General features: G+C 44.3%; 15 protein-coding genes and 1 pseudogene. 10 read left to right on the top strand and 6 right to left on the bottom strand.

Going from position 1 to position 26,175, the window contains the following annotated elements:
• Nucleotides 1-48: 48 nt before the first annotated feature.
• Nucleotides 49-328 (top strand): annotated as a pseudogene (locus H6G96_RS16115) (transposase); the annotation flags it as partial.
• Between the two features lie 277 nt (nucleotides 329-605).
• On the opposite strand, the gene H6G96_RS16120 reads toward H6G96_RS16115, so the two are convergent.
• The 4 genes from H6G96_RS16120 to H6G96_RS16135 all read right to left on the bottom strand — a co-directional run bounded on the left by H6G96_RS16120 (nucleotide 606) and on the right by H6G96_RS16135 (nucleotide 5,461).
• Nucleotides 606-1,394: an ABC-2 family transporter protein gene (locus H6G96_RS16120; RefSeq protein ID WP_190912387.1), complete on the bottom strand. Its 789-nt coding sequence runs from the start codon at nucleotides 1,392-1,394 to the stop codon at nucleotides 606-608.
• A gap of 46 nt (nucleotides 1,395-1,440) precedes the next feature.
• Nucleotides 1,441-2,421: an ATP-binding cassette domain-containing protein gene (locus H6G96_RS16125; protein ID WP_190912388.1), complete on the bottom strand. Its 981-nt coding sequence runs from the start codon at nucleotides 2,419-2,421 to the stop codon at nucleotides 1,441-1,443.
• Between the two features lie 161 nt (nucleotides 2,422-2,582).
• Nucleotides 2,583-4,229, bottom strand: a complete 1,647-nt coding sequence (locus H6G96_RS16130; RefSeq protein ID WP_190912389.1) for an AarF/ABC1/UbiB kinase family protein — start codon at nucleotides 4,227-4,229, stop codon at nucleotides 2,583-2,585.
• Between the two features lie 167 nt (nucleotides 4,230-4,396).
• Nucleotides 4,397-5,461, bottom strand: coding sequence for a mannose-1-phosphate guanylyltransferase (locus tag H6G96_RS16135; RefSeq protein WP_190912390.1), 1,065 nt, complete (start codon nucleotides 5,459-5,461; stop codon nucleotides 4,397-4,399).
• Nucleotides 5,462-5,576: 115 nt separating this feature from the next.
• Between H6G96_RS16135 and H6G96_RS16140 the strand changes: the two genes are divergently transcribed.
• The 7 genes from H6G96_RS16140 to H6G96_RS16170 all read left to right on the top strand — a co-directional run bounded on the left by H6G96_RS16140 (nucleotide 5,577) and on the right by H6G96_RS16170 (nucleotide 19,100).
• Entirely contained in the window at nucleotides 5,577-7,094 is a 1,518-nt protein-coding gene (locus H6G96_RS16140; protein ID WP_190912391.1) for an LCP family protein, read from the top strand.
• Nucleotides 7,095-7,179: 85 nt separating this feature from the next.
• On the top strand, nucleotides 7,180-7,686 hold the full coding sequence (locus tag H6G96_RS16145) for a pentapeptide repeat-containing protein (RefSeq protein WP_190912392.1): 507 nt from the start codon (nucleotides 7,180-7,182) through the stop codon (nucleotides 7,684-7,686).
• Between the two features lie 175 nt (nucleotides 7,687-7,861).
• Nucleotides 7,862-9,466, top strand: coding sequence for a murein biosynthesis integral membrane protein MurJ (gene murJ, locus H6G96_RS16150; protein ID WP_190912393.1), 1,605 nt, complete (start codon nucleotides 7,862-7,864; stop codon nucleotides 9,464-9,466).
• Nucleotides 9,467-9,608: 142 nt separating this feature from the next.
• Entirely contained in the window at nucleotides 9,609-10,121 is a 513-nt protein-coding gene (locus H6G96_RS16155; RefSeq protein ID WP_190912394.1) for a hypothetical protein, read from the top strand.
• Between the two features lie 223 nt (nucleotides 10,122-10,344).
• Nucleotides 10,345-10,614, top strand: coding sequence for a hypothetical protein (locus tag H6G96_RS16160; protein WP_190912395.1), 270 nt, complete (start codon nucleotides 10,345-10,347; stop codon nucleotides 10,612-10,614).
• An 837-nt stretch (nucleotides 10,615-11,451) separates the two neighbouring features.
• The gene (locus H6G96_RS16165; RefSeq protein ID WP_190912396.1) at nucleotides 11,452-18,045 is read left to right on the top strand and encodes a HAMP domain-containing protein; all 6,594 of its coding nucleotides are present in this window, start codon (nucleotides 11,452-11,454) and stop codon (nucleotides 18,043-18,045) included.
• 77 nt (nucleotides 18,046-18,122) lie between these two features.
• Nucleotides 18,123-19,100, top strand: a complete 978-nt coding sequence (locus tag H6G96_RS16170) for an SDR family NAD(P)-dependent oxidoreductase (RefSeq protein WP_190912397.1) — start codon at nucleotides 18,123-18,125, stop codon at nucleotides 19,098-19,100.
• 318 nt (nucleotides 19,101-19,418) lie between these two features.
• Here the strand turns inward: H6G96_RS16170 and H6G96_RS16175 are convergent, their stop codons facing one another.
• On the bottom strand, nucleotides 19,419-20,657 hold the full coding sequence (locus tag H6G96_RS16175; protein ID WP_190912398.1) for an MFS transporter: 1,239 nt from the start codon (nucleotides 20,655-20,657) through the stop codon (nucleotides 19,419-19,421).
• A gap of 665 nt (nucleotides 20,658-21,322) precedes the next feature.
• On the opposite strand from H6G96_RS16175, the gene H6G96_RS16180 reads away from it, so the two are divergent.
• Nucleotides 21,323-22,918 carry an alkaline phosphatase D family protein gene (locus H6G96_RS16180; protein ID WP_190912399.1) on the top strand — a complete coding sequence of 532 codons (1,596 nt, stop codon included), beginning with the start codon at nucleotides 21,323-21,325 and terminating at the stop codon, nucleotides 22,916-22,918.
• Between the two features lie 532 nt (nucleotides 22,919-23,450).
• The gene (locus H6G96_RS16185) at nucleotides 23,451-25,790 is read left to right on the top strand and encodes a cation:proton antiporter (RefSeq protein ID WP_190912400.1); all 2,340 of its coding nucleotides are present in this window, start codon (nucleotides 23,451-23,453) and stop codon (nucleotides 25,788-25,790) included.
• A 102-nt stretch (nucleotides 25,791-25,892) separates the two neighbouring features.
• Here H6G96_RS16185 and H6G96_RS16190 read toward each other — a convergent pair whose 3' ends face one another.
• Entirely contained in the window at nucleotides 25,893-26,108 is a 216-nt protein-coding gene (locus H6G96_RS16190) for an RNA chaperone Hfq (protein WP_190912401.1), read from the bottom strand.
• Nucleotides 26,109-26,175 lie beyond the last annotated feature (67 nt).

The raw sequence follows: 26,175 nt of genomic DNA on the forward strand, positions 1-26,175 counted from the left end.
TATCATCACTTTAGTCATAAACTACAACTATGGTCATGTACATCCCCTATGGCTAAAGCAGCAGATATTAGCACCAAGCGATTAATCAGCCTCGCACCCGAAAATTGGGTAAAATGGGTAACGAAAATTCCCGATATTGTATGCGGAGAAATTATTAACTCCGAATTCCAGTGGATTAGCCGTGAAAGTGATGTCTTAGTCCGCGCTACCAGTCCCCAATATGGCGAATTTCTCGTACTCAACGAGTTACAACTACGCTACAAACCTGAAATACCCAAACGGATGCGGGCGTTATGCAGCACTAGCTGAAGAAAAGTACAATTTGCCAGAAATCTCTTGAATTTCAGATTTAGAGCAACTAGAGGTAATTAAGCGAAGATTTAAGACGCTAAATACTGTAGACGAATTGCGTAGACTTATCAGCAGTAGTATTCAAACTTCCTCAACTTAGTACATGATTTTATAAATTCGTAACGAAAGAATTGCTACATATCCAACCTTTGCGGTCCTCTGCGTTTCATTACCTTCAATTCTGCACGATTTGACGCAAAGCTGTACTTAGCCAAATCATTGGATGGGATTTTTTTAGTTAAATGTTAAATTATTTAAGCTCCCATCCCAGAGTAGCGCTTTAAACCTGCACGCCACAGCAAACGATTCGCACCCAAAAATACTAATATCCATCCCACCATAGACCCAAATCCCTGCCCTATATCCACAGGTAGCCCTACCAAAAGACTCGCAGGAAAATCAATTAAATAGGGAAAAGGCGTAAACATCACTATTTTCTGTACAGGTTCTGGAAAGACCTCTAAAGGAGCTATCAAACCAGATAAAAATAGATAAAATAACAACCAAAAATTTTCTAAAGCGCTAGCCCGTTCTGTCCAAAAGGCGAACATGGCAAAGGTGTACTGAATCGTAAACCGCAAAGCAAAAGCTAGCACCGCCGCCAATGTAAATAGTAAAAATCTACTTAAACTTGGTACCCAAAAGGCCTGGGGATAAAGAATAAAAAATAATGCCACTAATAGAAAAGCAAACGTTAGCCGAGCAAATCTTTCAGAAATATGAGATGCAACGTGATGCCATACTGGGTCGAGTGGCTGTAGTAACTTGGGCGAAAGCTTGCCTTCCACTACCTCTCTTTCAAACTCCCAGATTACCCAAACAACTGTTAATTGCCTGACAATGAAAACTGTGATAAAGTAACGAGCAAAATCTACAGGTGATAGCCCAAACTGTCCTCCTTGTGCTGCCTGTATCCAGATACCCATAAGGATAATCGGTAAAGATCCAGCCAAAACCCATAAGATTAGTTCTGCTCGATACTCAATCATATAGGCGTAATATACTAACAGCAAAGTTAGAGCTTTTCTAATAAATTTTTTCATCTATGGTGCATTTTCCTCTTGGCAACTCTACTCGTCTCACCACTAATTACACGACACCCGCCTGAAAAACTCGTCCAATTACTTCTTCTACAGGCGGTTCGGTAACTGTTAAATCAATTACCTCCAAATCTGTCAAAATCTGAGAAACGGTGCGGGTGAGCGCCTCTCTAGATACCATAAAATGCACCGATCGCCCTTCTAAGAGTTGCACATCACCATAGGTCATAAGTTTTTCTATCGGTAGAGGTTGGGCTAACTCTATATGAACTTCACGGTAAGGGGCAAAACGTTCTAGTAGTCCATCTAAACTACCGTCATACATCAGTTTTCCCTGGTGAATCAACAGCACTCGTTGACATAAAGCTGTGATATCAGCCATGTAATGACTCGTCAACAACACTGTAGCCTGATAACGCTGATTGTAGTCGCGCAAAAAATCGCGCACCGCCACTTGAGCATTTACATCTAGTCCCAGCGTTGGTTCATCTAGGAATAATACGTGAGGACGGTGCAAAAGTGCTGCCAGCAATTCCGCCTTCATTCGTTCACCCAAAGATAGCTTCCGTACTGGTTGGGTAAGCTTGCCTTCTAAAGAAAGCATCTCTGTTAGTTCTCCCACCCGGCGCTGGAACTCTTTATCAGAGATGTTGTATACAGCAGCATTAATTCTCAAAGAATCCAGCGCTGGTAAGTCCCAAATTAGCTGCTGCTTTTGCCCCATTACCAAGGTAACTTTTTGCAAAAATGTTTCTTTACGATGAAAAGGAATTTGCCCAGCTACTTCAACAGTACCGCTAGAGGGATGAATCAGCCCCGTCAGCATTTTGAGTGTGGTGGTTTTACCAGCCCCATTTGGGCCCAAAAACCCCACAACTTCGCCAGGAGCAATTTCAAAGGAAACATCCTGAACTGCTTGAATTGAGCGGTAGGTGCGGTGAAATAAGTGGGTAATTGTGCCTTTAATACCCGGACTTTTGACCGCTACCGGGTAAGATTTACTTAGCTTTTCAGCAATGATGATTGACATATTTTTTATATTAGAACCACAGATGTATATAGGTAAACACACATAAATCACTGGTGTTTAACCCTATTTATCTGTGGTTCCAAAGATAAAAGCAGGGATTTTCGCCAGTGAGATATCATGATTTACTGTGGTGGGCATTACTCAAGCACAACACATAGACTTTAGCGTAAACGTCCCGATCGCAATGTACTGATAATTAACCACAAACCCAATAAACTAGCGACGGCAAACAGGGTGGTGCTTAAAAAAGATAGCTGACTTGTCTGCGCTCTGGTGGAAATAATTGCTGCTCCCATAATCAGCGAACCCACTAATATACTAAAAGATAGTCGGTTCGCTGCATCGTCCATAGTGCGCCGCACACCATCTAAACCCCGCAGTGATAGATTCCACTGTAAGGTTTCTGAGGTAACTCGGTCTAATAACAGTTCAATTTGGCGGGGAGATTGGAGAGACAGACTTTTAATATCTAAGGCTGTTCTCAGGAGCGATCGCACTGGATTATCGCCCAATAATTGCCGACGAAACAAGTCTGTAATTAATGGTTTTATTTCATCAAAAAAGTTAAGCTCCGGGTTGAATGTCCGCGCCACACCCTCTAAATTCGCTAGGGTTTTAGCATACAAACCCATATTGCTAGGTAATCTAATTTTATTGTTGCGGGCAACTTGTAAAACTTCATAAATTATCTGACTGAAGTTGATTTGCGTGAGGCTGACATTGTGATACTTTCGCAACATGCGATCATAATCATTTTCTAACCGCGACAAAATTACTGGTTGACCAGAATCTGATAGCTGCAAAGTTAACTGAGCGCACCTTTGAGCATCTAAATCAACGATCGCTAACAACATCTCTGTTAATATCTGCTGTGTGCGGGGATCAAGTCTTCCCACCATGCCACAGTCTAAGAGGGCAACACGACCATCTTTGAGATAAAACAAGTTTCCTGGATGGGGATCAGCGTGAAAAAAGCCATCAATATATAGTTGTTGAAAAAATACTCGAAATAACAAAGTAGTTATTTCTTTACGCTCTACGGCAGGGTCTTTACCATTATTGTTGTTGTTCAAATCTGCCAACAAGAACGGCACCCCATCCAGCCATTCCATCACCAGTAATTTGGCTGTGGTCAATTCCCAGTTAATCTCCGCAACCACTATTTGTGTGGGATCAAACCAACGACTTTTAGATAAGTTGCGCCGCAGTTGGTCTGTAAAACCAGCTTCTCGTGTAAAATCTAACTCGGCTTCTAGCGCTTTAGTGAATTCTTCAGCGATGGATTTGATTTCGTAGGTTTGCCCAAACTCAGTCCGTGCTACTAAATCGGCAATACCTTGAATTAAAGCAATATCTTGGGCAATGGTCAGATCAATTCCCGGACGTTGCACTTTCAAAGCGACTTCTCGACCATCTGCTAATGTAGCGCGATGTGTCTGGGCAATTGATCCCGCTGCTACCGGGATCGGGTTAACTGTGCTGAAGGTTTCTGCTAGTGGACGTTTTAATTCTTTACGCAGGATTATTTCTACTTCTGACCAAGGCACTGGTGGTACTTCGTCTTGTAAAGTTGATAATTCCTCAATATAAGCCGCGCTCAGTAAATCTGGACGCGTAGACATTAGCTGGCCAAGTTTGACGTAAACTGGCCCCAAGTCTATCAAGATATTTTTTAAAACCGCAGGTGTAGGTAGCTGGGGTTCATCAGCTTTGCCACCAGTGAGTAACCTTCGCATATAGTCCCAGCCATTGCGAAGGAATACTTCAAGAATTTCTCGTTGACGGGGAACAGTTTGGGTGAGGAACATTTTGGGGAGTGGGGAGTGGGGAGTGGGGAGCAGAGGGAGCAGGGGAAGCAGGGGGAGCAGAGGGAGCAGAGGAAGAAGAATCTATAACCAATGCCCAATGCCCAATTCCCAAAGTCAAGTTATAATGGGAAAATAGGCTTTTTCGCCTCTACCAAGGGTTTTAACTTTTATAGCAGGTCGGTAAATCGGGAATCGCTTTGGAGAATTTTAAGGATCTGCTTGATTTCCTGGGTACGTTCTTTTTTAACAACGAGGGTGACATTGCGATCGCGCACAATCACCACGTCCTCTAAACCAATTGTAACAACTACATCCTCTGGATTTGAGGCATAAATAATTGCACCCTGCGTATCTAGCCCTACGTGCGTAGCCAGTTCCACATTGGGATTCTCTTCTGTTTTAAGTAAGCGTTCGATCGCATTCCAATCTCCTAAATCATCCCAACCAAAATCAACTGGCAAAACGTATGCTAGAGTTGTCTTTTCCATTAGCGCATAGTCTATACTCTTCTTAGGCAACTGGGGATAGATATCAGGGCCATGTTGTTCTAAAGGTTCGATAATTTCTGGCGCATGGGTATGTAGTTCCTTGAGAACAACCCCTGCTCGAAAAACGAACATTCCACTATTCCAGCTAAAACGTCCCGTGGATAAAAAAGTTTCTGCCGTTTCACGGTCGGGCTTTTCAGTAAAACGATTGACGTGATAAGCTGGCAACTCATTAAAGCTACCTATTTTTTCACCTTGTTCAATGTAGCCGTAACCGGTTGATGGAAAAGTAGGCTTGATCCCCAGTGTAACGATCGCTGCTGTGCTTGCTGCTAGTTGCGTAGCCGCGCTTAATGTGTGTGCAAACGCCTCTTGATTAGCGATCCAGTGGTCAGCAGGGAAAAAGCCAATAACAGCGTCTTCTCCATAGCGCTGTTTAATTTCTAAACTTGTCCAAGCAACGGCTGCGGCTGTGTCTCTGCCTTCCGACTCAATTAGTAAGTTTTTAACTGGTAGATCAGGTAATTGTTGTCTTACCCCTTCAGCTATCTGACTAGAAGTAATTACCCACAAGGAATCCCACCCGCCACCGAGTTCAATCAATCGATCGGCGGTTGCTTGTAATAAACTTCTAGAGCTACCATCAAGACTTAAAAATTGCTTAGGTCGGTCTTTGCGGCTCAGAGGCCAAAAACGTTCACCTTTACCACCAGCAAGGATTACGGGGAACAATAAAGTATTCATGTTGTCATACACGCCTACCGAAGAACATTACAAGTTTACAGTGAGCTTTTCCACTGGCAATATTTGTAGCTTGGATTAACATACCTTTAGGGAGTGGTTGAGTGGGGAGATAATTGTGATAAAACAAGTCGAATGGTCGGAAAATCCGCTTGGATCTCAGCAAGTTGCAGAATTTGAAACTGAGGTGCGATCGCAGCAAAGTCAACGAACGGAAAATCAAGTAACACCTGCACCAGTAGCTGATTCAGAGGAGGAGGATGTCGAACTAAATCCGCTAGCGCATCCCAATCGTAGGGTCGTCGAATCAATGGGTGCAATTCCCAATCAGCTTTACGAGAGACTGGGCTTAACCATGCCTCGATGGCTGTTGTGGATCATGACGGTTGTCATCGGCGTAGTCTTATCTGGGTTACTGGTATCAACCTTAGCTCTTTGGACTCCGTTATGGAGCAATCTAGATCGAACAGATGAAGATTTAGGAACTGCTCAAGACGAGGTAAAAATACCACTACCAGGGGAGTTATGGAGCAAACTCTCCCAGTACCAGCTTTCACGACCCATGAATATTTTAATTATGGGGATTGAACCAGTTAGCGGTACTGTTGATGGTTCACCAGAAAGCTTTGCTGGGAAAAGCGACACGATGCTACTGGTACGGCTCAACCCTAGTGAAAAATCTGTGCGGGTGCTTTCCATTCCTAGAGACACGATGATCGCCATCCCAGAAAAGGGAGAAAAGGGATTAACTAAGGTATCTGATGCCAATGCCAAAGGCGGCCCAGTCTTGGCAGCACGGGTAGTTAGCCGTACCTTAAACAATGCCCCAATTGATCGCTATATCCGTATTTCTACTAGTGGCTTACGGCAGTTAGTCGATCAGTTAGGCGGAGTAGAAGTCTTTGTTCCCCAATCTATGGAATATAAAGACTCCAGCAGTCGCCTGTCGATCAATTTAGTGAGTGGCTGGCAAACCCTCAACGGTGAACAAGCAGAACAGTTTGCCCGGTTCCGCGAAACAGGTTTGGGAGATTTGCCAAGAGTGCAGCGTCAGCAAGCACTTATAGCAGCATTGCTGCAACGCTTAAATAGTCCTACTGTCTTACCCAGGTTGCCTCAATTAACTCGCTTGATGCGAAAATACTTTGATACCAACCTGAAGATGGAAGAAATGATGGCGTTGGTGAATTTCGGCCTCAACTTGGATCGAGATAATTTCCAAATGACCGTGTTGCCTGGTACATTTAGCCGTTTTAGCAAAGACCCTGATAGCTATTGGCTAAATATGACTGGACAACAGAGCCTGTTGAATGATTATGTTGGGGTAAATGTACCTGGTCTAAAACCAGATATGCGTCAGGTTCCTAAGCTCAAAATTGCTATTCAAAATGCCTCCAATCAACCTCAGCTAACTGAAAAAGTTATTGCTTATCTGAAACAGAAAGGCTTTACTAATATTTACAAAGTGCCTGATTGGCCAGATACCCAACGTCAAACTCAGATTGTTGTCCAAAAAGGCAACCGACGAGTTGGAGTTGATTTGCAAAAAGTCTTAGGCTTGGGTCAAATTGAGGTAGCGGCGATTGGTGATTTAGAATCTGATCTCACAATTCGGATTGGTAAAGATTGGAAATAGTCAAGAGTCATTAGTCATTAGTCATTAGTCATTGGTTAAATGACAAGCGGCTAATGACAAAGGACTGCTGATAAATAATAAAGTTATGAAAAAGATTTTACTGCGCTTTTTAGGTTTGATTGTAATTTTGATACTGGCATTCGGGTGGATAATACTTAATCCCAAACCTGCTTTTGCTCAGATAAATACAATTAATTACAACAATATAAATTTAGAAAATCGTGATTTTTCTCATGCTGATTTGGCAGGTGTGACATTTGTAGCAGCAGAAATGCGAGGGACTAATTTTCAAGGAGCAAATTTAACCAACGCAATTCTCACTAAAGGAGTTTTGTTAAAGGCAAATTTGGAAGGTGCAAACTTGAGCGGCGCTTTAGTTGATCGCGTCACTATGGATGGTGCTAACCTGAAAAATGCCATTTTTACAGAAGCAACTTTGACCCGCAGCCGTTTTTTTGATGCCGAAATTACAGGCGCTGATTTTACCGACGCTTTGATTGATCGTTATCAAGTGTCGCTAATGTGTGAAAGGGCTGATGGGGTAAATCCAGTTACGGGTATGTCAACGCGAGATAGTTTAGGTTGTCGATAGTAGGGTTTGTTAGCGCAAAGAGTACAGCACCGCATAAATAAATTAAAGGTTTGTAGTAAGCATCTCTAGCCCTATTTAGGAACTTCCAATTTGTGAAAATTTGCCTGACAGACTGCGCGATTTCAGGTTAAATGTTTTAAAATATGCACTCTGCAAGAGTTGTCGGGTAATATTCGTGACACAACAAGACCAAAAACCTTCTCGTTCTTTCGCTGGAATTGCTGGCATTGTTGCCGTAGCCACATTAATTAGTAAAGTCTTCGGTTTAGTGCGGCAGCAAGCGATCGCTGCCGCTTTTGGTGTTGGTGCTGCTGCCACTGCCTATAGTTATGCCTATGTTATCCCTGGCTTTTTATTGATATTACTCGGTGGTGTAAATGGCCCATTACACAGTGCAGTTGTCAGCGTTTTAGCCAAGCGGCGGCGAGAAGAAGCGGCTCCTTTAGTGGAAACCGTAACAACGCTGGTAGCTGGATTGCTTTTGCTGGTGACAGTTGCTCAAGTTTTATTTGCGGATACAATCATTGATTTAGTCGGTTATGGTTTGGAAGCGACAACCAGAGAGATCGCAATTCAACAACTCCACATTATGGCACCAATGGCTTTATTTGCCGGTTTAATTGGCATTGGCTTTGGTACTCTAAATGCAGCCAATCAATATTGGTTACTCTCCATCAGCCCTTTGTTATCTAGCATTACCGTTATTATCGGCATTGCTTTCATGACCATACAAGTGGGCAAGGACATTATCAAGCCAGAAAACGCTTTAATCGGTGGTATGGTATTAGCCTGGGGAACCTTGGCAGGAGCAATTCTCCAATGGCTGGTGCAGCTAATTGTTCAGTGGCGGTTAGGATTAGGTACGTTACGCCTGCGGTTTGATTTTAAATCCCCCGGTGTTCAAGAAGTAATTAGAATCATGACTCCGGCAACAATTTCTTCCGGGATGATGCCAATTAACTTTGCTACTGTGCTTTACTTTGCAAGTCCCATCCCTGGTGCTGCTGCTGGTTTTAACTATGCCAATTTGCTAGTGCAAACTCCCTTAGGGATTATTTCTAATATCATTTTGCTGCCTCTATTACCGATATTTGCCAAACTTGCCGAACCAGAAAATTGGGACGATCTCAAATTACGTATTCGTCAGGGACTCCTACTTAGTGCTGTCACCATGCTACCTCTAGGAGCATTAATGGTAGTGCTATCTGTACCAATTGTCCAGGTAATATATCAGCGGGGTGCTTTCACGGAAGATGCTACGCAGCTAGTTTCCGAATTGCTAATTGTTTACGGGATTGGGATGTTTGCTTATTTGGGGCGTGATGTCTTGGTGCGGGTATTTTATGCCTTGGGTGATGGGCAGACACCTTTTCGCATCAGTACTTTTAATATCTTTCTCAATGCTGTGCTCGATTGGATTTTAGTTGGGCCTTTTGGTGCTCCCGGTTTGGTGTTAGCGACAGTAGGCGTAAATTGCAGTTCCCTGTTGATGCTGTTGTGGTTACTCGATCGCAAACTCAATGGTTTACCTTGGCGCGAGTGGAGTTTACCGATTTTGGGTTTGACTGCTGGTAGCTTGGTAGCTGGGGTTGCTAGCTATGGAACTTTGGTTGCTTCCCAACAGTTGTTAGGTAAAACGGGTTTACTGGTTCTGTTGTTGCAGTTGTGTGTATCTGGCTTCGTGGGGATTGCGGTGTTTGCTGCGATCGCTTCATCAATGAAAATACCAGAGGTGAATATTTTTATATCTCGTCTACGTCAGCGCTTTTTAAAGAAATAACGCAAGTCGCTAGTACACCCAGGTGGGTGAGAAATAATTCAGCCACTTGGGTGAACCAAGTGTGCGAGGTTACATTTTGTAAAAAAAGAGATTCTAGTACTAGAGAATATTGATTTTACCTAACTCTAGTGAGAAGAATTCTATGAAACTTACAAAATTAGCTGCCTCTTTCCTCGCTGTTACTTCCATTGTCCTCTCGGCAGGAATTGCTTCTGCTCAAACAGCCGGTACAAACGCTAACTACATCGGTGCTGGTGTTGCCGTTGGTGCAACCAGTGGCGGACAAGGAAACGATGAAGCACAACTTGGTGGTAATATTCAAGGACGTTACGCCCTTCCTAATGCGCCTGTTTCAGTCCGGGGTTCTTTGCTGTATGGTGGTGATGCTGCCGCAATTATGCCCATAGTAACTTACGATGCGCCCATCGCCAGAAATACTAATGTTTACTTCGGTGGTGGTTATTCGTTTGTAACTGACGAAGGTCAAAAAACCCCATTAGGCAATCAAAATGCGCCTGTAGTCACCCTTGGTATTGAATCAGAAGTTAGGAATAATGTCATTGCCTATGGCGATACTAAATGGGCTATTGACGCTTACAGAAATAGTGATGCTGATGCCGTCAGCTTCCAAGCCGGATTAGGCTATCGCTTCTAAATATTATGAGCTAGAAAACAGCTTGTTCGTAAGCTAAAACAATGATATTTGCTAGCCGTAATAGTAACTCATTCTGTCCTATCTGAGTATGAATACTCAGATAGGACGCATTTTTTTAATTATTTGCATTTATGATTTTAATAAATAATTATATTGGCTACTTTTCAAAAGTTTCTCTTAAAGTAAAATGGCCAATTTTGAATATGCGTAAAAGATATTACTCATGGAAAAAATTAATCTCATTCCAGAAATGCTGGGTGAAACAACTGATGTAGAAACTTGGCTGATTCGAGCTGGGCTAAGATTTTCAGACTTAGGTGACGATACTGCCAGTATTGCAATCCGTAGGCAATGGCGAGAGTATCAAGCCGCAGTTCAAAGATGCTGTGCAACCTTACACCAAGTACCGTCACGTGTTCAACTAAGCGGCGACTATGCCAAGTTGAGAATACCTGGGATAGCATGGCGTAAATGCAGCTACCATCTCAATTAAAGCAAGGAGCAAAATGGGAGCAACGCGAAAAAGTGATCCTCATGAAATAGGCAGGGGAGGCAAAGGGAGCAGGGGGAGTAAAGAAACATTCTGAGTACTTTTTACTACCGAAAAGGATACAGAGTAACTAAATTTATTTATGGGGATTGTAATTTTGAATTCCCCATACCCCTCCGGGGAAGCAAGCTACGCGCAGCATCTTTGCAGGAGAAGGGGTTGATGTGCCCTCTGCGCCTCTGTGGTAGTCTGCGGCAAGCCCTTTGGGAGAAGACCGCGCGGCTTCATCGCTGCGCGTCTACGTTTACCCTTCAAACTTAAGTTGACAGACCACTAGGGAAAACGCTACGCCAATAGCGAACTTCTTCTCTGCTCTCTTACGTTGCCCCTTGAGAAATTTTAACTATTTCCCCGTTATGATTAGAGTTAGTACGCATTACGGGTGCAAACCGGCATATTGAGTAACTAATTTAAGATAACAACAAACTAAAAGGCAAACTTGATTATTATCTATACAACTAAAATAGCATTTTGGTTATTTAAAGTTAAACAAATTAACCTCACTAAAAGTTTTACACAACTCGCAGTAAAGCTGATTGCCCTCAGTCAAGAGTTAGATTTAAACTCAGCTTCGCTAACCTTTGTGCTATGCATAGTCATTACTGCGAACATTTGACAATAAAATAACTAGATACCCCAAGCTAATCAGATTATAAAAATTTTTTGCTATGGGGAGTATCACAAAACCTAAAAGCACTAATGAGAGTTAGGATCAACTCTCTGCTTTGAAAAAGTCTTCTTTAAACACGAAAACCAAGTAAATTTTTTAGAGATAAGGCTATGGCGACCGAACAGTTAACTAGAGACAGCGACAATCTAGATTTAAATCAGCTACTAAGAACGCTGAATGCTGTTAAACAGGGTGACTTTTCTGCTCGGATGCCCATAGACCATACTGGTGTGGCGGGCAAAATAGCTGATACGCTCAATGAGATTATTTACCAGAATGAGCGGATGGCTGTGGAGCTACAACGCATTGGTAACGTTGTCGGCAAAGAAGGCAAAATTGCCGAACGCGCCTCTCTCGGAGATGTTCGTGGCTCGTGGTCAGATTGTGTTACTTCTGTCAATACTCTAATTACAGATTTAGTTCAACCAACAGCTGAAACTACTCGGGTAATTCGGTCAGTTGCCAATGGTGACTTATCGCAAACGATCGCTACAGAAATTGAAGGCAGACCCCTCCAAGGAGAGTTTCTCCAAACTGCTAATATCGTCAACACGATGGTGGATCGGCTCGGTTCTTTTGCATCGGAAGTAACGCGGGTGGCGCGTGAGGTGGGAACCGAAGGGAAGTTGGGCGTTCAAGCCGAAGTGCAAGGCGTTGCTGGCACTTGGAAAGATTTGACTGATAACGTTAACTTGATGGCGGGTAATCTCACCGGACAAGTTCGCAATATTGCCGAAGTTGCCACTGCGATCGCAAATGGTGACTTATCCAAAAAAATCACTGTCAATGTTAAAGGCGAAATTCTAGAACTAAAAAACACCGTCAACACGATGGTGGATCAGCTTAATTCCTTTGCATCGGAAGTGACGCGGGTTGCGCGTGAGGTGGGAACTGAAGGCAAGTTGGGCGTGCAAGCCGAAGTTAAAGGTGTAGCAGGTACTTGGAAAGATTTAACCGACAACGTTAACTTGATGGCTGGGAATTTAACAGCCCAAGTCCGTAACATTGCGGAAGTGACAACGGCGGTAGCGAATGGCGACTTATCGAAAAAAATTACTGTTGATGTCAAAGGCGAAATTTTAGAGTTGAAAAACACCGTCAACATCATGGTGGATCAACTTAATTCCTTTGCATCAGAAGTAACAAGGGTTGCCCGTGAGGTGGGTGCAGAAGGAAAATTAGGCGGTCAAGCAGAAGTCCGGGGGGTAGCGGGTACGTGGAAAGACCTGACCGATAGTGTGAATTTCATGGCGGGAAGCTTGACGGCACAAGTGCGGAATATTGCGGAAGTGACAACGGCGGTTGCAAATGGCGACTTATCCAAGAAAATCACTGTCGATGTGAAAGGTGAAATACTGGAGTTGAAAAACACTATTAACACAATGGTGGATCAACTTAATTCCTTTGCATCAGAAGTGACGCGAGTTGCCCGTGAAGTGGGAACTGAAGGGAAGTTAGGCGTACAAGCAGAAGTCCGGGGAGTAGCGGGTACTTGGAAAGATTTAACCGACAATGTTAACTTAATGGCGGGTAATCTTACCGGACAGGTGCGAAATATTGCCGAAGTTGCCACTGCGATCGCAAATGGTGATCTATCTAAAAAGATCACTGTCGATGTTAAAGGTGAAATCTTTGAACTCAAAAACACCATCAATATCATGGTGGATCAACTTAGCTCCTTTGCATCAGAAGTAACACGGGTTGCGCGTGAAGTTGGTAGTGAAGGTAAACTGGGCGTGCAAGCGGATGTGCGCGGTGTGGCTGGCACTTGGAAAGATTTAACTGACAGCGTGAACTTCATGGCGGGAAGCTTGACGGCGCAGGTGCGGAACATTGCTGAAGTGACTACGGCGGTTGCAACAGGCGACTTATCTAAGAAAATTACTGTCGATGTGAAAGGTGAAATTCTGGAACTCAAAAACACCATCAACACAATGGTGGATCAACTGAATTCCTTTGCATCAGAAGTAACAAGGGTTGCGCGTGAGGTGGGAAGTGAAGGCAAGTTGGGCGTGCAAGCAGAAGTGCGCGGCGTAGCGGGTACGTGGAAAGATTTAACCGACAGCGTGAACTTCATGGCGGGAAGCTTGACGGCGCAGGTGCGAAATATTGCCGAAGTAACTACGGCGGTTGCAACAGGCGACCTTTCCAAGAAAATCACCGTTGATGTGAAAGGTGAAATTCTGGAGTTGAAAAATACCATTAATACAATGGTGGATCAACTTAGTTCCTTTGCATCGGAAGTAACAAGGGTTGCGCGTGAAGTGGGAACTGAAGGTAAATTGGGTGTACAAGCGGAAGTCAAAGACGTTGCTGGTACTTGGAAAGATTTAACCGACAGCGTGAATTTCATGGCGGGAAGCTTAACGGCACAGGTGCGGAATATTGCCGAAGTTACAACTGCGATCGCAAATGGTGACTTATCCAAGAAAATTACTGTTGCTGTCAAAGGCGAAATTTTGGAACTCAAGAATACCATCAATATAATGGTGGATCAACTCAACTCCTTTGCAAGTGAAGTGACGCGAGTGGCGCGGGAAGTGGGAAGCGAGGGTAAGCTAGGCGTTCAAGCAGATGTGCGCGGCGTGGCTGGCACTTGGAAAGACTTAACTGACAGCGTGAACTTCATGGCGGGAAGTTTAACGGCACAGGTACGAAATATTGCTACAGTCACCACGGCGGTGGCAAATGGCGACTTATCTAAAAAAATCTCCGTTGATGTCAAAGGTGAAATATTGGAACTCAAAAACACCATTAACACAATGGTGGATCAACTCAATTCCTTTGCAAGTGAAGTGACGCGGGTGGCGCGGGAGGTAGGAACTGAAGGTAAGCTAGGCGTACAAGCAGAAGTTAAGGGAGTGGCAGGTACTTGGAAAGACTTGACCGAAAGTGTAAACTTCATGGCGGGAAGTTTGACGGCACAGGTGCGAAACATTGCCGAAGTTACCACAGCCGTAGCAAATGGTGACCTTTCTAAGAAAATTACCGTTGATGTGAAAGGTGAAATTCAGGAACTTAAGAACACCATCAACACAATGGTGGATCAACTAAATTCTTTTGCATCGGAAGTGACAAGAGTTGCCCGTGAGGTGGGAACGGAAGGTAAATTAGGCGTGCAAGCCTACGTCAGAGGAGTTGCAGGGACTTGGAAAGATTTAACAGACAACGTTAACTCGATGGCGGGGAACCTCACCGGACAAGTTCGCAACATCGCGGAAGTTACCAAAGCGGTAGCTAATGGCGACTTATCGAAGAAAATTACCGTTGATGCCAGAGGCGAAATTTTAGACTTGAAGAACACCACCAACACAATGGTGGATCAACTTAGTTCTTTTGCATCAGAAGTAACGCGGGTGGCGCGAGAAGTGGGAACTGAAGGAAAGTTAGGGGGACAAGCCCAAGTCCAAGGTGTTGCAGGGACTTGGAAAGATTTAACAGATAACGTTAACTCGATGGCAGGGAACTTAACGGCACAAGTGCGCGGTATCGCCAGAGTTGTAACGGCGGTTGCTAACGGAGACTTGAAACGGAAACTGATGCTAGATGCTAAGGGAGAAATTGAAACCTTGGCAGAGACAATCAACGAGATGATTGATACTCTAGCAACATTTGCCAATCAGGTAACCACAGTAGCAAGGGAAGTGGGAATCGAAGGGAAATTGGGAGGACAAGCTAGAGTCCCTGGGGCGGCTGGAACTTGGAAAGATTTGACGGATAATGTGAATGAACTTGCTGCTACACTGACAACTCAGTTGCGAGCGATCGCAGAAGTTGCTACAGCTGTAACTAAAGGCGATTTAACTCGTTCAATTGCCGTCGAAGCACTAGGGGAAGTAGCGATACTCAAAGACAACATCAACCAGATGATTGCCAATCTGCGGGAGACAACGCAGAAAAATACCGAACAAGACTGGTTGAAAACTAACCTAGCCAAGTTTACCCGAATGCTGCAAGGGCAGCGAGACTTGGAAACCGTATCTAAACTAATTCTCTCAGAACTAGCACCCTTGGTAGGAGCGCAACACGGCGTATTCTTCCTGATGGAGTCTGGGGAAAATATACCGTTTTTAAAACTAATTAGTAGCTACGCTTACCGCGAACGCAGACATCTAGCTAACCGCTTCCACTTGGGTGAAGGTTTGGTGGGACAATGCGCTTTAGAAAAAGAGCGAATTCTGCTGACGGACGTGCCAAGTGATTATGTCAGAATTGCCTCTGGTTTAGGCGAATCGTCTCCACTTAATGCCGTGGTGTTACCTGTACTCTTTGAAGGACAGGTGACAGCAGTCATAGAATTAGCATCCTTCCGCCGCTTTAGCGAAATTCATCTGACATTCTTCGACCAGCTTACCGAAAGTATAGCGATTGTCCTCAACACGATCGCAGCATCCATGCGAACTGAAGAATTACTCAAGCAGTCGCAATCTTTAGCTGAAGAACTACAAGTCCAGCAAAATGAACTCCGGGAAACTAATAAGCGTTTAGAACAACAAGCCCAATCACTCAAAACCTCTGAAGACTTACTTAAAGGACAACAAGAAGAGCTGCAACAAACCAATACCGAATTAGAAGAAAAGGCAGAGTTGTTAGCGATACAAAAGCAAGAAGTCGAGCGCAAAAATCGGGAAATTGAACAAGCAAGGCTCTCTTTAGAAGAGAAGGCAGAACAACTAGCCCTTTCTTCAAAATACAAGTCTGAGTTTCTCGCCAATATGTCCCATGAACTGCGGACACCATTGAACAGCTTGTTGATTTTGGCGAAGTTGTTATCAGATAATATTGATCACAACCTCACTGCCAAGCAAGTCGAATACAGCCAAACAATTTACTCAGCAGGTAATGATTTGTTGGCGTTAATCAATGACATTCTGGATCTCGCTAAAATTGAATCTGGGACTATGTCGATTGACATGACCCAAATGCCCTTGACAGAGTTAGGTGATCAGATTGAGCGCACCTTCCGGCAAATAGCTCAGAGCAAAGGACTTGCCTTCGCAATTGAATTTATTCCCGAATTGCCGGCAACCATCTATACAGATGTCAAACGCTTACAACAGGTGTTGAAAAATCTGCTCTCCAACGCTTTTAAATTTACAGAGCGAGGAGAAGTACGCTTGCGAATTGCGGTGGCGAAGCAAGGGTGGAGCAACGACCAGGTAACTTTGAATCGCGCCCAAAATGTCATCGCCTTCTCAGTTAGCGATACAGGTATTGGCATTGCTCCCGACAAGCAGAAAGTTATTTTCGAGGCATTTCAGCAAGCCGATGGCTCTACCAGTCGGAGATACGGCGGCACTGGATTGGGCTTATCAATTAGCCGCGAAATCGCCCGTCTCTTTGGCGGCGAAATTAAACTGGTCAGTCAACCAGGTCAAGGTAGCACCTTTACATTCTTTTTCCCACAATTGATTCCTGATACATCCAAACCACTCCCCACTCCTAACTCCTCACTTCCCGTTCCTAACTCCTCACTCCTCACTCCTAACTCCTCACTTCTCAGTGACGATCGCGCCGTTATTGAAAGAGGCGATCGCGTGTTACTAATTGTCGAGGATGACGTTAATTTCGCGCGTATCCTTTTAGATATGGCGCAACAGCACGGATTCAAGGTAATCACTGCCCAAACTGGCAGTACAGGTTTGATGCTAGCGCAGCAATTCCAGCCTTCAGCCATTTTGCTAGATATCAGGTTGCCAGAAATGGATGGTTGGACGGTATTAGATCGGCTCAAGCATGACCCAAATACCCGTCACATTCCTGTACATATCATGACAGTTGAAGAAGGGAGACAACGCGGTTTGCAACTAGGAGCGATCGCATATCTGCAAAAACCCTTAACCAGCGAGACAATATCTGAGGCGTTGGCCAAAATTAAAGGTTTTGTTGAGCGCCAAGTGAAGAATTTGTTAGTAGTCGAAGACGACGACATTCAACGGCTTAGTATTGTCGAGCTAATTGGCAACAGCGATGTTTCTACTACTGCTGTTGGCACAGGTGCAGCAGCCTTAGAAGCCATCGGCTCACAGCATTTTGATTGCCTTGTTCTCGATTTAGGGCTACCCGACATGACTGGGTTTGAACTTATCGAGCAGATAAAGCTTTTACCGAACGGCAAAACTTTACCAATTATTGTTTACACAGGTAGAGAAATTAGCAAAGTTCAAGAAACGGAACTCCGGCGGATTGCTGAAACAATCATCATTAAAGATGTGCGATCGCCCGAACGTCTTCTTGATGAAACAGCATTATTTTTACATCGAGTCCAAGCAAATTTACCAGCACCAAAACGAGAAATACTTGAACAACTGCATTCTGTAGACTACTTACTCGCTGGCAAAAAAGCGCTAATTGTAGACGACGATGTGCGTAACATCTTCGCGCTAACAAGTATGCTGGAGCGTTATCAAATACAGGTTTTATATGCTGAAAATGGCAGGGAAGGGATAACCCTGTTGGAAACTACACCAGATATTGATGTCGTTTTGATGGATGTCATGATGCCAGAAATGGATGGTTACGAAACAACACGCTTAATCCGCCAAAACGAGCAATTTAAATCTTTGCCAATTATTGCACTGACCGCTAAAGCCATGCAAGGCGATCGCGAGAAGTGTATTGAAGCCGGTGCATCTGATTACATCACCAAACCCGTAGATACTGAGCAACTGCTTTCACTCTTGCGGGTTTGGTTATACCGTTAATCAAAAGCAGGGGGGGCAAGAGGGCAGGGGGAGCAGGGGAGGCAGGGGGAGCAAGACGGCAAAGAAAAGGGATTATTATGAGATATCTTGAGGGTAGAGTGGCATTGGTAACAGGTGCTACGCGGGGGATTGGTAGGGGAATTGCTATTGGCTTGGGTGAGGCTGGGGCAACTGTATATGTTACCGGGCGCAGTCTCAACAACTCTTCTAGTGATGCGGTTTCAGGGAGTCTTAACGAAACCCAAGCAGCCATAGAGGAAGCTGGTGGTGTGTGCATTCCCGTCCGAGTAGACCACAGCGACGATGAGCAGGTGCGTTTACTGTTTGAGCGCATCCAAGATGAGCAGGATGGACAACTTGACTTACTGGTGAATAATGCTTACTCAGGAGTTCAGGCATTAAAAAACGCCTATGGGCAGCCATTTTGGGATTGTGAACCAAGTATTTGGGATGCTAGCAATAACGTTGGTCTTCGTAGCCACTATGTTGCGAGTGTTTTTGCTGCCCGAATGATGACCAAACGTCACTCTGGACTAATTTGCACCATTTCATCGTGGGGTAGTATGTCTTATATATTTAATACAGCATACGGTGCTGGTAAAGCAGCTTGCGATCGCCTAGCAGCTGATATGGCTGTTGAGTTAAAACCCCATAATGTCGCTTCTGTTTCAATTTGGCCAGGTATTGTTGGTACTGAGCTTTTTTCCCGTTTTGCTTCGGAAAGGAATCAAACCAATGCTACTGAAAATAATTTCTCATTTTTAAGCGATCGCTATAACTGGGAAACTCCCTTGCTAACTGGACGGGTGATTGCTGCACTTGCTGGTGAGCCAAATCTCATGTGTCGTACAGGGCGTGTACAGATTGTTGCCGAACTAGCTCATAAATATGGGATTGTAGATGAAAATGGCGAGCAGCCTGCATCGCTACGTTCTCTGCGTTTTGTGCTACCAGCTGCATTACCTGTACTAAGAAATTACTCATGGCTTATACCCGATATTAAAGTGCCGTGGTCGCTACTATTATTGAATGCGCTTAGTTCGCCTAAAATTTAATCAGCATAGGGCAGAAATACTCATTATTGACACTCTCAGGTCTAAATCTCTCAGTCTTCCGTATCCCATCCATGTATTTCTAAGCTGTTATAGCGTTTCTCGTTTACGTGAGGTACACCCGTAGGGGCACGGCAGTGCCGTGCCTCGGAATTTATAGTATAATATTATACTACATATGAATGGGAACTGCTATAAGCATTTAACTTGAACATTTACATGAAGGCTAATGACTGATAACCGTTAACCGTCAACAGTTAACAGTTAACGACCCTAAAGAGTGTTTATACTTTTTTAGCACGCATCAGCTTATGAGCGTAGTTAAGATGGGACTTCCCGCCAAAAGAGTGGAATTGCTATCAAACCAGAAATTAACTGAATGCCAGCAAAAATAGCCAGAGTTATGCCAAACCCAAAGTGTAGTAACTCTCCAAAAATAAGGCTACCAACACCAAATCCAGTAAATAGGGTAAACACTTTGAGTCCCATCGTTTGACCTAAATTATTGCCATCCCCCAAGTCAGTCACAATACCCACAAACAAAGGTTGCGTCAGGTCGTATCCCAAAGATAAGAACAGAACCGCTATCGTCGTGACATACGCGGGAATATCGAAAATCATCACAAGACCAGCTAAGGCCGCCATCACTAGTCCTAACGGAACTAGCCAACGTCTTCCCCAACGATCAACAGATCGACCAATTAGGGAACTCAACAGTAATCCAGGTATGCCGTAGCCGAGAATAGTCAAACCAATGCTCAAGGCATCCATGTTGTAACGTTGTGACAAATACAACCCTAACCAAGTATATACACCAGAGTGGTAAATCCCGTTCCACAAAACATAAGCATAGGTTCGTTGTCCGCGAAAAGTAATTAATATCTGGCTGTATCCTCTAAATATCTCGCGAATGCTAGGTAATTTTTTAATGCTGGGTGTATCGAATAGAGCGCCGTAAAGATGAAGCCGCCAAAGTACAAAAGCAGCAAGAACAGCCGTACCGATAAATAGCCATCTCCAACCCAAAAACGGTTCAAGAATTGCGCCACCTGCAGAACCTGCCGCCATTCCTCCTTCCATCGCTGCAAACACCAGCCCTAGCTTGCTACCTCGTTGCTCAAAAGGAAATAAATCACCAATCAATGCAAATGTGAGTGGAATAACGCCACTAGCTCCAAGTCCAGTCAGCAGTCGCCAAGCTGCCATTTGCGAAGCTGTCTGAGCCGTTGCGGTCAAAATTGTACAAATTACAAAAATTGCCAGCGAGATGCGAATTACAGGCCATCGTCCAAATCGATCTGATAGCACACCGTAGAACAATGCCATCAGTGCGTAAGATAACATATAGGCTGGAACGATAAATCCAATTTCCTGAACTGGAACGTTAAACACTTCAGCCAAACGTGGAATCAGGGGAGCAATCATATATCCCTGAAGAAAAATTAAACCAGCTGCGATCGCAAGTAAGGCAAACAGGCGTTGATGTTGCTTGAAACGAATTGCGCGATCAGCTGCTTCAGCATGAGGTAGATGCTCAATATGCTTTTTGCGGTTAGGCATGGATATCTAAATCTCCTAATTCACTTTCCGCCCTAAAGGTCTGGACACTAAAAATTTAGAAAAGTCAAAGTTTCGTGACAATTATGTTAACATTAATTACTTTCGCCTCAAAATTGTTTTGACTCAGGACTAGCCCTTTGAAGGTGGGTAAAAATTTTGGTCAATAAATTCCTCTTTGAGCTATTTACTCTGTGTTCTCTGTGGCTCTTCGGTTAAATAAATTACTTTTAAACCTTACTAGGCGCAGAGAGCGCTGAGAAAAAACAATCTTATTTTATGAGTCACCTTGAAAGGGGTAGACTCAGAACTTACGCACTGTACAAATGCATCGTGATATATATTACCTAAAATAGGAAGTTTTCAGGATTTTCGTGAATTTGTATTAGGTGTTGGGCTTGTAGATGTAGGTGAACCAACAATAATTTCAGGGCTGCTTGTTGATCAGGTGCAAGCTGTTCCCGAAACAATTTCAACAGTCAGTTTGTTAATTTTGGGAATTATAGGAGCATTTTCTGCCCTCCAACATAGCCAAAAATCGCGCTATTAATTCAGATTAAATAACTAGGTTGTGTTGGAATAATCAATGCTTAACCTGATTGCAAAGAGGCATTAAAGTTGCGCTGTTACACTTTGCTGTGATTTAAACGCGATAATCAGGGGAGTATATGCAAAACTTGAACTTTGAGCGCTTACTATCAAGTCGCCTGAGACGGCGACAAGTGTTGATTGGGACTGGAGCCTTAACTGGTTTTGCGATCGCCAATCAATGGTCTAACAAAGTTCTCGCCCAGCCCAAATTCTCTAATTATCCCTTTAGTTTGGGTGTCGCTTCCGGTGAACCACTCCCAGATAATGTAGTACTGTGGACGCGTTTAGCCCCCGATCCGCTCAATGGTGGTGGGATGCCACAATCTAATGTTCCAGTGCAGTGGCAGGTTGCTACCGACGAAAAGATGCGGCAAGTTGTCCGCAGTGGCACACAGATAGCTACTCCAGAATTTGGACACTCTGTTCATGTAGAAGTGCAAGGATTAAAACCTGCACGATGGTACTGGTATCAGTTTAGGGTGGGCAATGAAGTGAGTCCAATCGGACGGACTCGCACTGCTCCTAATCCGCGCGATCGCGTTGAGCGCTTCCGCTTTGCCTTCGCTTCCTGTCAAAACTGGGAGCAAGGATACTTCGCCGCCTACAAAAATATGGCTCAAGAAGATTTAGATTTGGTGGTTCACCTCGGTGATTACATTTACGAGGGAGCGCCGAGAGCGAATGCACTGCGACCTCATGAAGGTAATGGAGAGCCAGTGACACTGGAGGAGTATCGCAATCGCCATGCTCAATATAAAAGTGACCCCAACCTGCAACAGACTCATGCTGCATTTCCTTGGCTAGTCACTTGGGATGACCACGAAGTTGACAATAATTGGGCAGACGAAATCCCTCAAGATCCAGAAAAACAAACACGCCAAGCTTTTCTAGCTCGTCGTGCTGCTGCTTTCCAAGCATACTACGAACATATGCCACTGCGGGATTTTTCAAAACCTAGAGGCATTGATATGCAGCTGTATCGACGCTTAAACTTCGGTAACTTGGTTGAATTTAATGTTCTCGATACTCGCCAATATCGTAGCGACCAACCTTGTAATGACACTATTGAACCACGCTGTCCAGAAGCTTTTGATCCAAATGCCACTATGACTGGTACTGAACAAGAGCAGTGGTTGTTCCGCAATCTAGAGCGCTCTGGGGCACGCTGGAATGTTCTTGCTCAACAGGTTGTCTTTACCCAGCACGACTGGACAGCAGGCCCTGAGACTGCCTTTAATATTGATGCTTGGGATGGCTATGTAGCTGCCCGCAGCCGTATTCTCAACTTCCTTGCTCAACGTCAGCCAGCCAACCCAGTTGTCATTACTGGTGACACACACTCCAGTTGGGTAAGCGACCTGAAAGCTGATTACAATAACCCTAACTCTGCTACAGTCGGTACTGAGTTTGTTGGCACATCGATTACCTCAGGCTTTGGCGCTAGTGACCGAATTGAGAAGGCTTTACCAGAAAGTCCGTGGATAAAGTATTTTAATGGTAGACAACGCGGTTATGTTGTTTGTGACCTCAACCATCAACGTTGGCGTAGTGACTATCGACTACTGGCTCCATCTCCAGAGACTGGACCTACTGTGCCTAACCCAAATGCCCCAATCATATCAACAGTCTCGTTTGAGTTGCCGAATCAAGGTAGAGTGAAGCGGGTTCAATAAACTCTTGTAAAAGTCAAAAAATTAGGATTGTCATTCTGAGCGGAACCCAGTGGATAGAACGATCTCACTCCATGTTTCGCTCCCCTCAACACTTTGTCAGCGATCGCTACGTTTTCTGCGTTTTGTGCCGCCAGCTGCGTTACCTGTACTGAGAAAGAAAGTAAACTATTACGCCTTTAAATTACATAATAACTCATGAGATTTGTTGACTGTTGACTGTTAACTGTCAGCAGTCAACAGAAAAAAATGTGCAAGTTAGATGAGCAAGAGCTGATAGCGGTTCCAATACAGTTCGGTTAAGATCCCCCCGCCTGCAACGACCCCTTAAAAAGGGTGTAAAAGAGGGTTAAGAGCAAGCCTTTTTAAAGGGGGTTTGGGGGATCTTTAAGATATTAAAATGTTAACCGAACCGTGTTGCCATAAACCCAATGTCCAATATAAAAATTTTGTCGCACCTTCATTAAACAAGCTGTTTGAGATCATAAAACTTTGTATCCTAAATTAATAGGTCTTAATAGTTCTTTTAAAACTGGTGCAAGAAGATTTTAGGCTAATTGTTGATTTAGTTTTAGTTCTAGGTGTTGCAGCCTGCGGTGGGCTGTTGGCGGCACTTTTACGACAACCCGTGCTGCTAGGCTATCTGATTGGCGGGATGATCATAGGGCCAACCGGACTGGGGCTGATTAAAGAACTTATTCAAGTAGAGACTCTGGCACAGTTCGGGGTTGCCTTTTTATTATTCGCCTTGGGTGTGGAATTTTCCTTTGCGGAACTCAAGAAAGTAAAAGCGATCGCTCTTGGCGGGGGTGGACTTCAGATTGCTCTGACAATTTTGGTCACAGTCGTGGTATGTGGGTTAACTGGAGCTTGGGGAGCTTTACCTGCTAAGGGGATGTTTTTGGGGTGTATTCTGTCCCTGTCTTCCACAGCAGTTGTCCTCAAATGTTTGATGGAGCGTAACGAAACAGAAACGCCTCACGGGCAAGTGATGCTAGGGATCTTGGTAGTACAGGATTTAGCGCTGGGACTCATGTTAGCAGTCTTACCAGCCCTCAACCAACCAGCAGAAACCATTGGTATCGCCGTGCTGACAGCGCTGCTGTGGATTGGTTTATTTGCTGCTGGTGCAATAGCTGCGGGAATTTGGCTGATACCGCCTTTGTTGCGACTGTTAGCCCGTACCGAAAGCCGAGAACTATTTTTATTAGGGGTTGTAGCTCTATGCTTGGGCATTGCCCTGTTAACAGAGCATTTGGGACTGTCGATTGAGATGGGGGCATTTGTCGCCGGTTTGATGATTTCTGAGGTGGAATATGCCGATCAAACTCTGACTTATGTCGAACCACTGCGAGATATCTTTGCCAGTTTATTTTTTGCTGCTATTGGGATGTTAATCGATCCAGTGTTTTTGTGGAACAACCTGGAATTGATTTTAGGACTGGTGGCACTAGTTTTCGTAGGTAAATTTTTAATTATCACGCCCTTAGTAAAGCTGTTTGGCTACCCTTTGAAAACAGCCATAATCGCCGGTTTGGGACTGGCGCAAATTGGGGAATTTTCCTTTGTTCTGGCTAGTGAAGGGCAGACTTTGGGGCTGGTGTCTCGACAGATATACTTATTAATTTTGGGAACCACCGCAGTCACTCTCATACTTACTCCTTTTGTCTTGCGGTTAGTGCCATTTTTATTTAACTTTGCCGAATCAATGCCTTGGTTGAAACCGTACCTAGAAGAACAAGAGGCGCGGGATGTGTCGGAAGATTTGCCCTTTAAAGACCATCTGGTAGTCTGCGGCTATGGGCGAGTTGGCAAAAATTTAGTGAAGTTGTTGCTGCAACACGACATACCTGTGGTGGTAATCGATCAATCAGAGAGGAGAATTCAGCAATTGCGTGAGGCTGGGGTATCTTATGTTTATGGCAATTGCGTGAGTTTACATGTTCTGGAAACCGCCGGAGTGAGTCATGCTAAAGGAATGGCGATCGCACTTCCAGACCCCATGAGTACCCGTCTTTGCTTGAAACGCGCTCTGGAATTGTGCCCAGAATTAGATTTAGTTGTCCGTGCTACCCAGGATAAAAATATTGAGGTGCTGTATCAATTGGGAGCGAAAGAAGTTGTGCAACCAGAGTTTGAAGCCAGCTTAGAAATGGCAACTCATTTGTTAACTAGCTTAGGCTTGTTGTCGCCAACTGTCGTTCAGCGAGAAATGCAGCAAATCCGTAACGATCATTATTTGGATTTTCGTCCAGAGCGTTCTGCTAGTGAAGTTGCTCGTGATTTGCGCCAAGCAACTCGCGATCTAAATCAGCGCTGGTATCCTCTACCATCTAATTCGCCCTTAATTGGCATGAGCATAGAAGAAGCCGATATGCGCTACTTAACAGGAACGAGTTTGATGGCAATTCGCCGAGCTAACGGCGATGAGATCGATTATCCCAACAATCAAACCAAATTAGAAGAAGGCGATCGCCTGCTAGTAGTGGGAGCAGATGAAGAACTGGCGGCTTTAGCAGAATTCGCTAAGGGACAAGCTGCTGTTCCCGGAGAAAATAGTGCTTGCCAGTGGGTTACAGTGAATGCAGATACACCAACACTAGGCAAAACCCTTGCAGATTTAGATATTGGTAAGCAATTTGGAGTACAGGTACAGGCGATCCGGCGCGATGGTAAGTTTATTCGTTATCCTGATGGCAGCATGGACTTGCGAATTGGCGACCAAGTATTATTATGTGGTGGCTTGACAGGTCTGAGTCAACTACAACAGTTATTTGCGATCGCAACTTCAGTACCCGTTTCTATTCCAGTAGTGAAAGCTGCTGAGGCAGAAGCGCTCAATGAGTTTCTGCCTATGGATAATTGGCGAGAATAGTCAGCCCCTTTGGGGAAGTCAAAAGTCAAAAGTCAAAAATTTTGAACTCCATACTTCTCTAAGAGAGGCATTGGTCATTGGTCATTCACAAAGGACAAATGACTAACTCTTTGGCTTAATATAAGCGATCGCTTGTTTCCAAACAGTGGTTTGCTGGCTGTTTTCATCCGCAATAGAGATACACTGTGGGTCTTGCCATAAAACCTTTCCTGTTAGCACATCACCAGTCAGCAGCTTTAACTCTACTGGCGTTGTTTGTTTAATCAGGTTTTGGACTTGGATAATACTAGGCAAAGTGGTGTCAAAATCAGTAAGCATTTTTAGTAAAGATGAACCTACAAGGCAAAATAAAGAGTAACTAATCCTTGATAATTCATCCTTGAGG

The organism is Nostoc sp. FACHB-892 (assembly GCF_014698795.1).
Lineage (GTDB): Bacteria > Cyanobacteriota > Cyanobacteriia > Cyanobacteriales > Nostocaceae > Nostoc.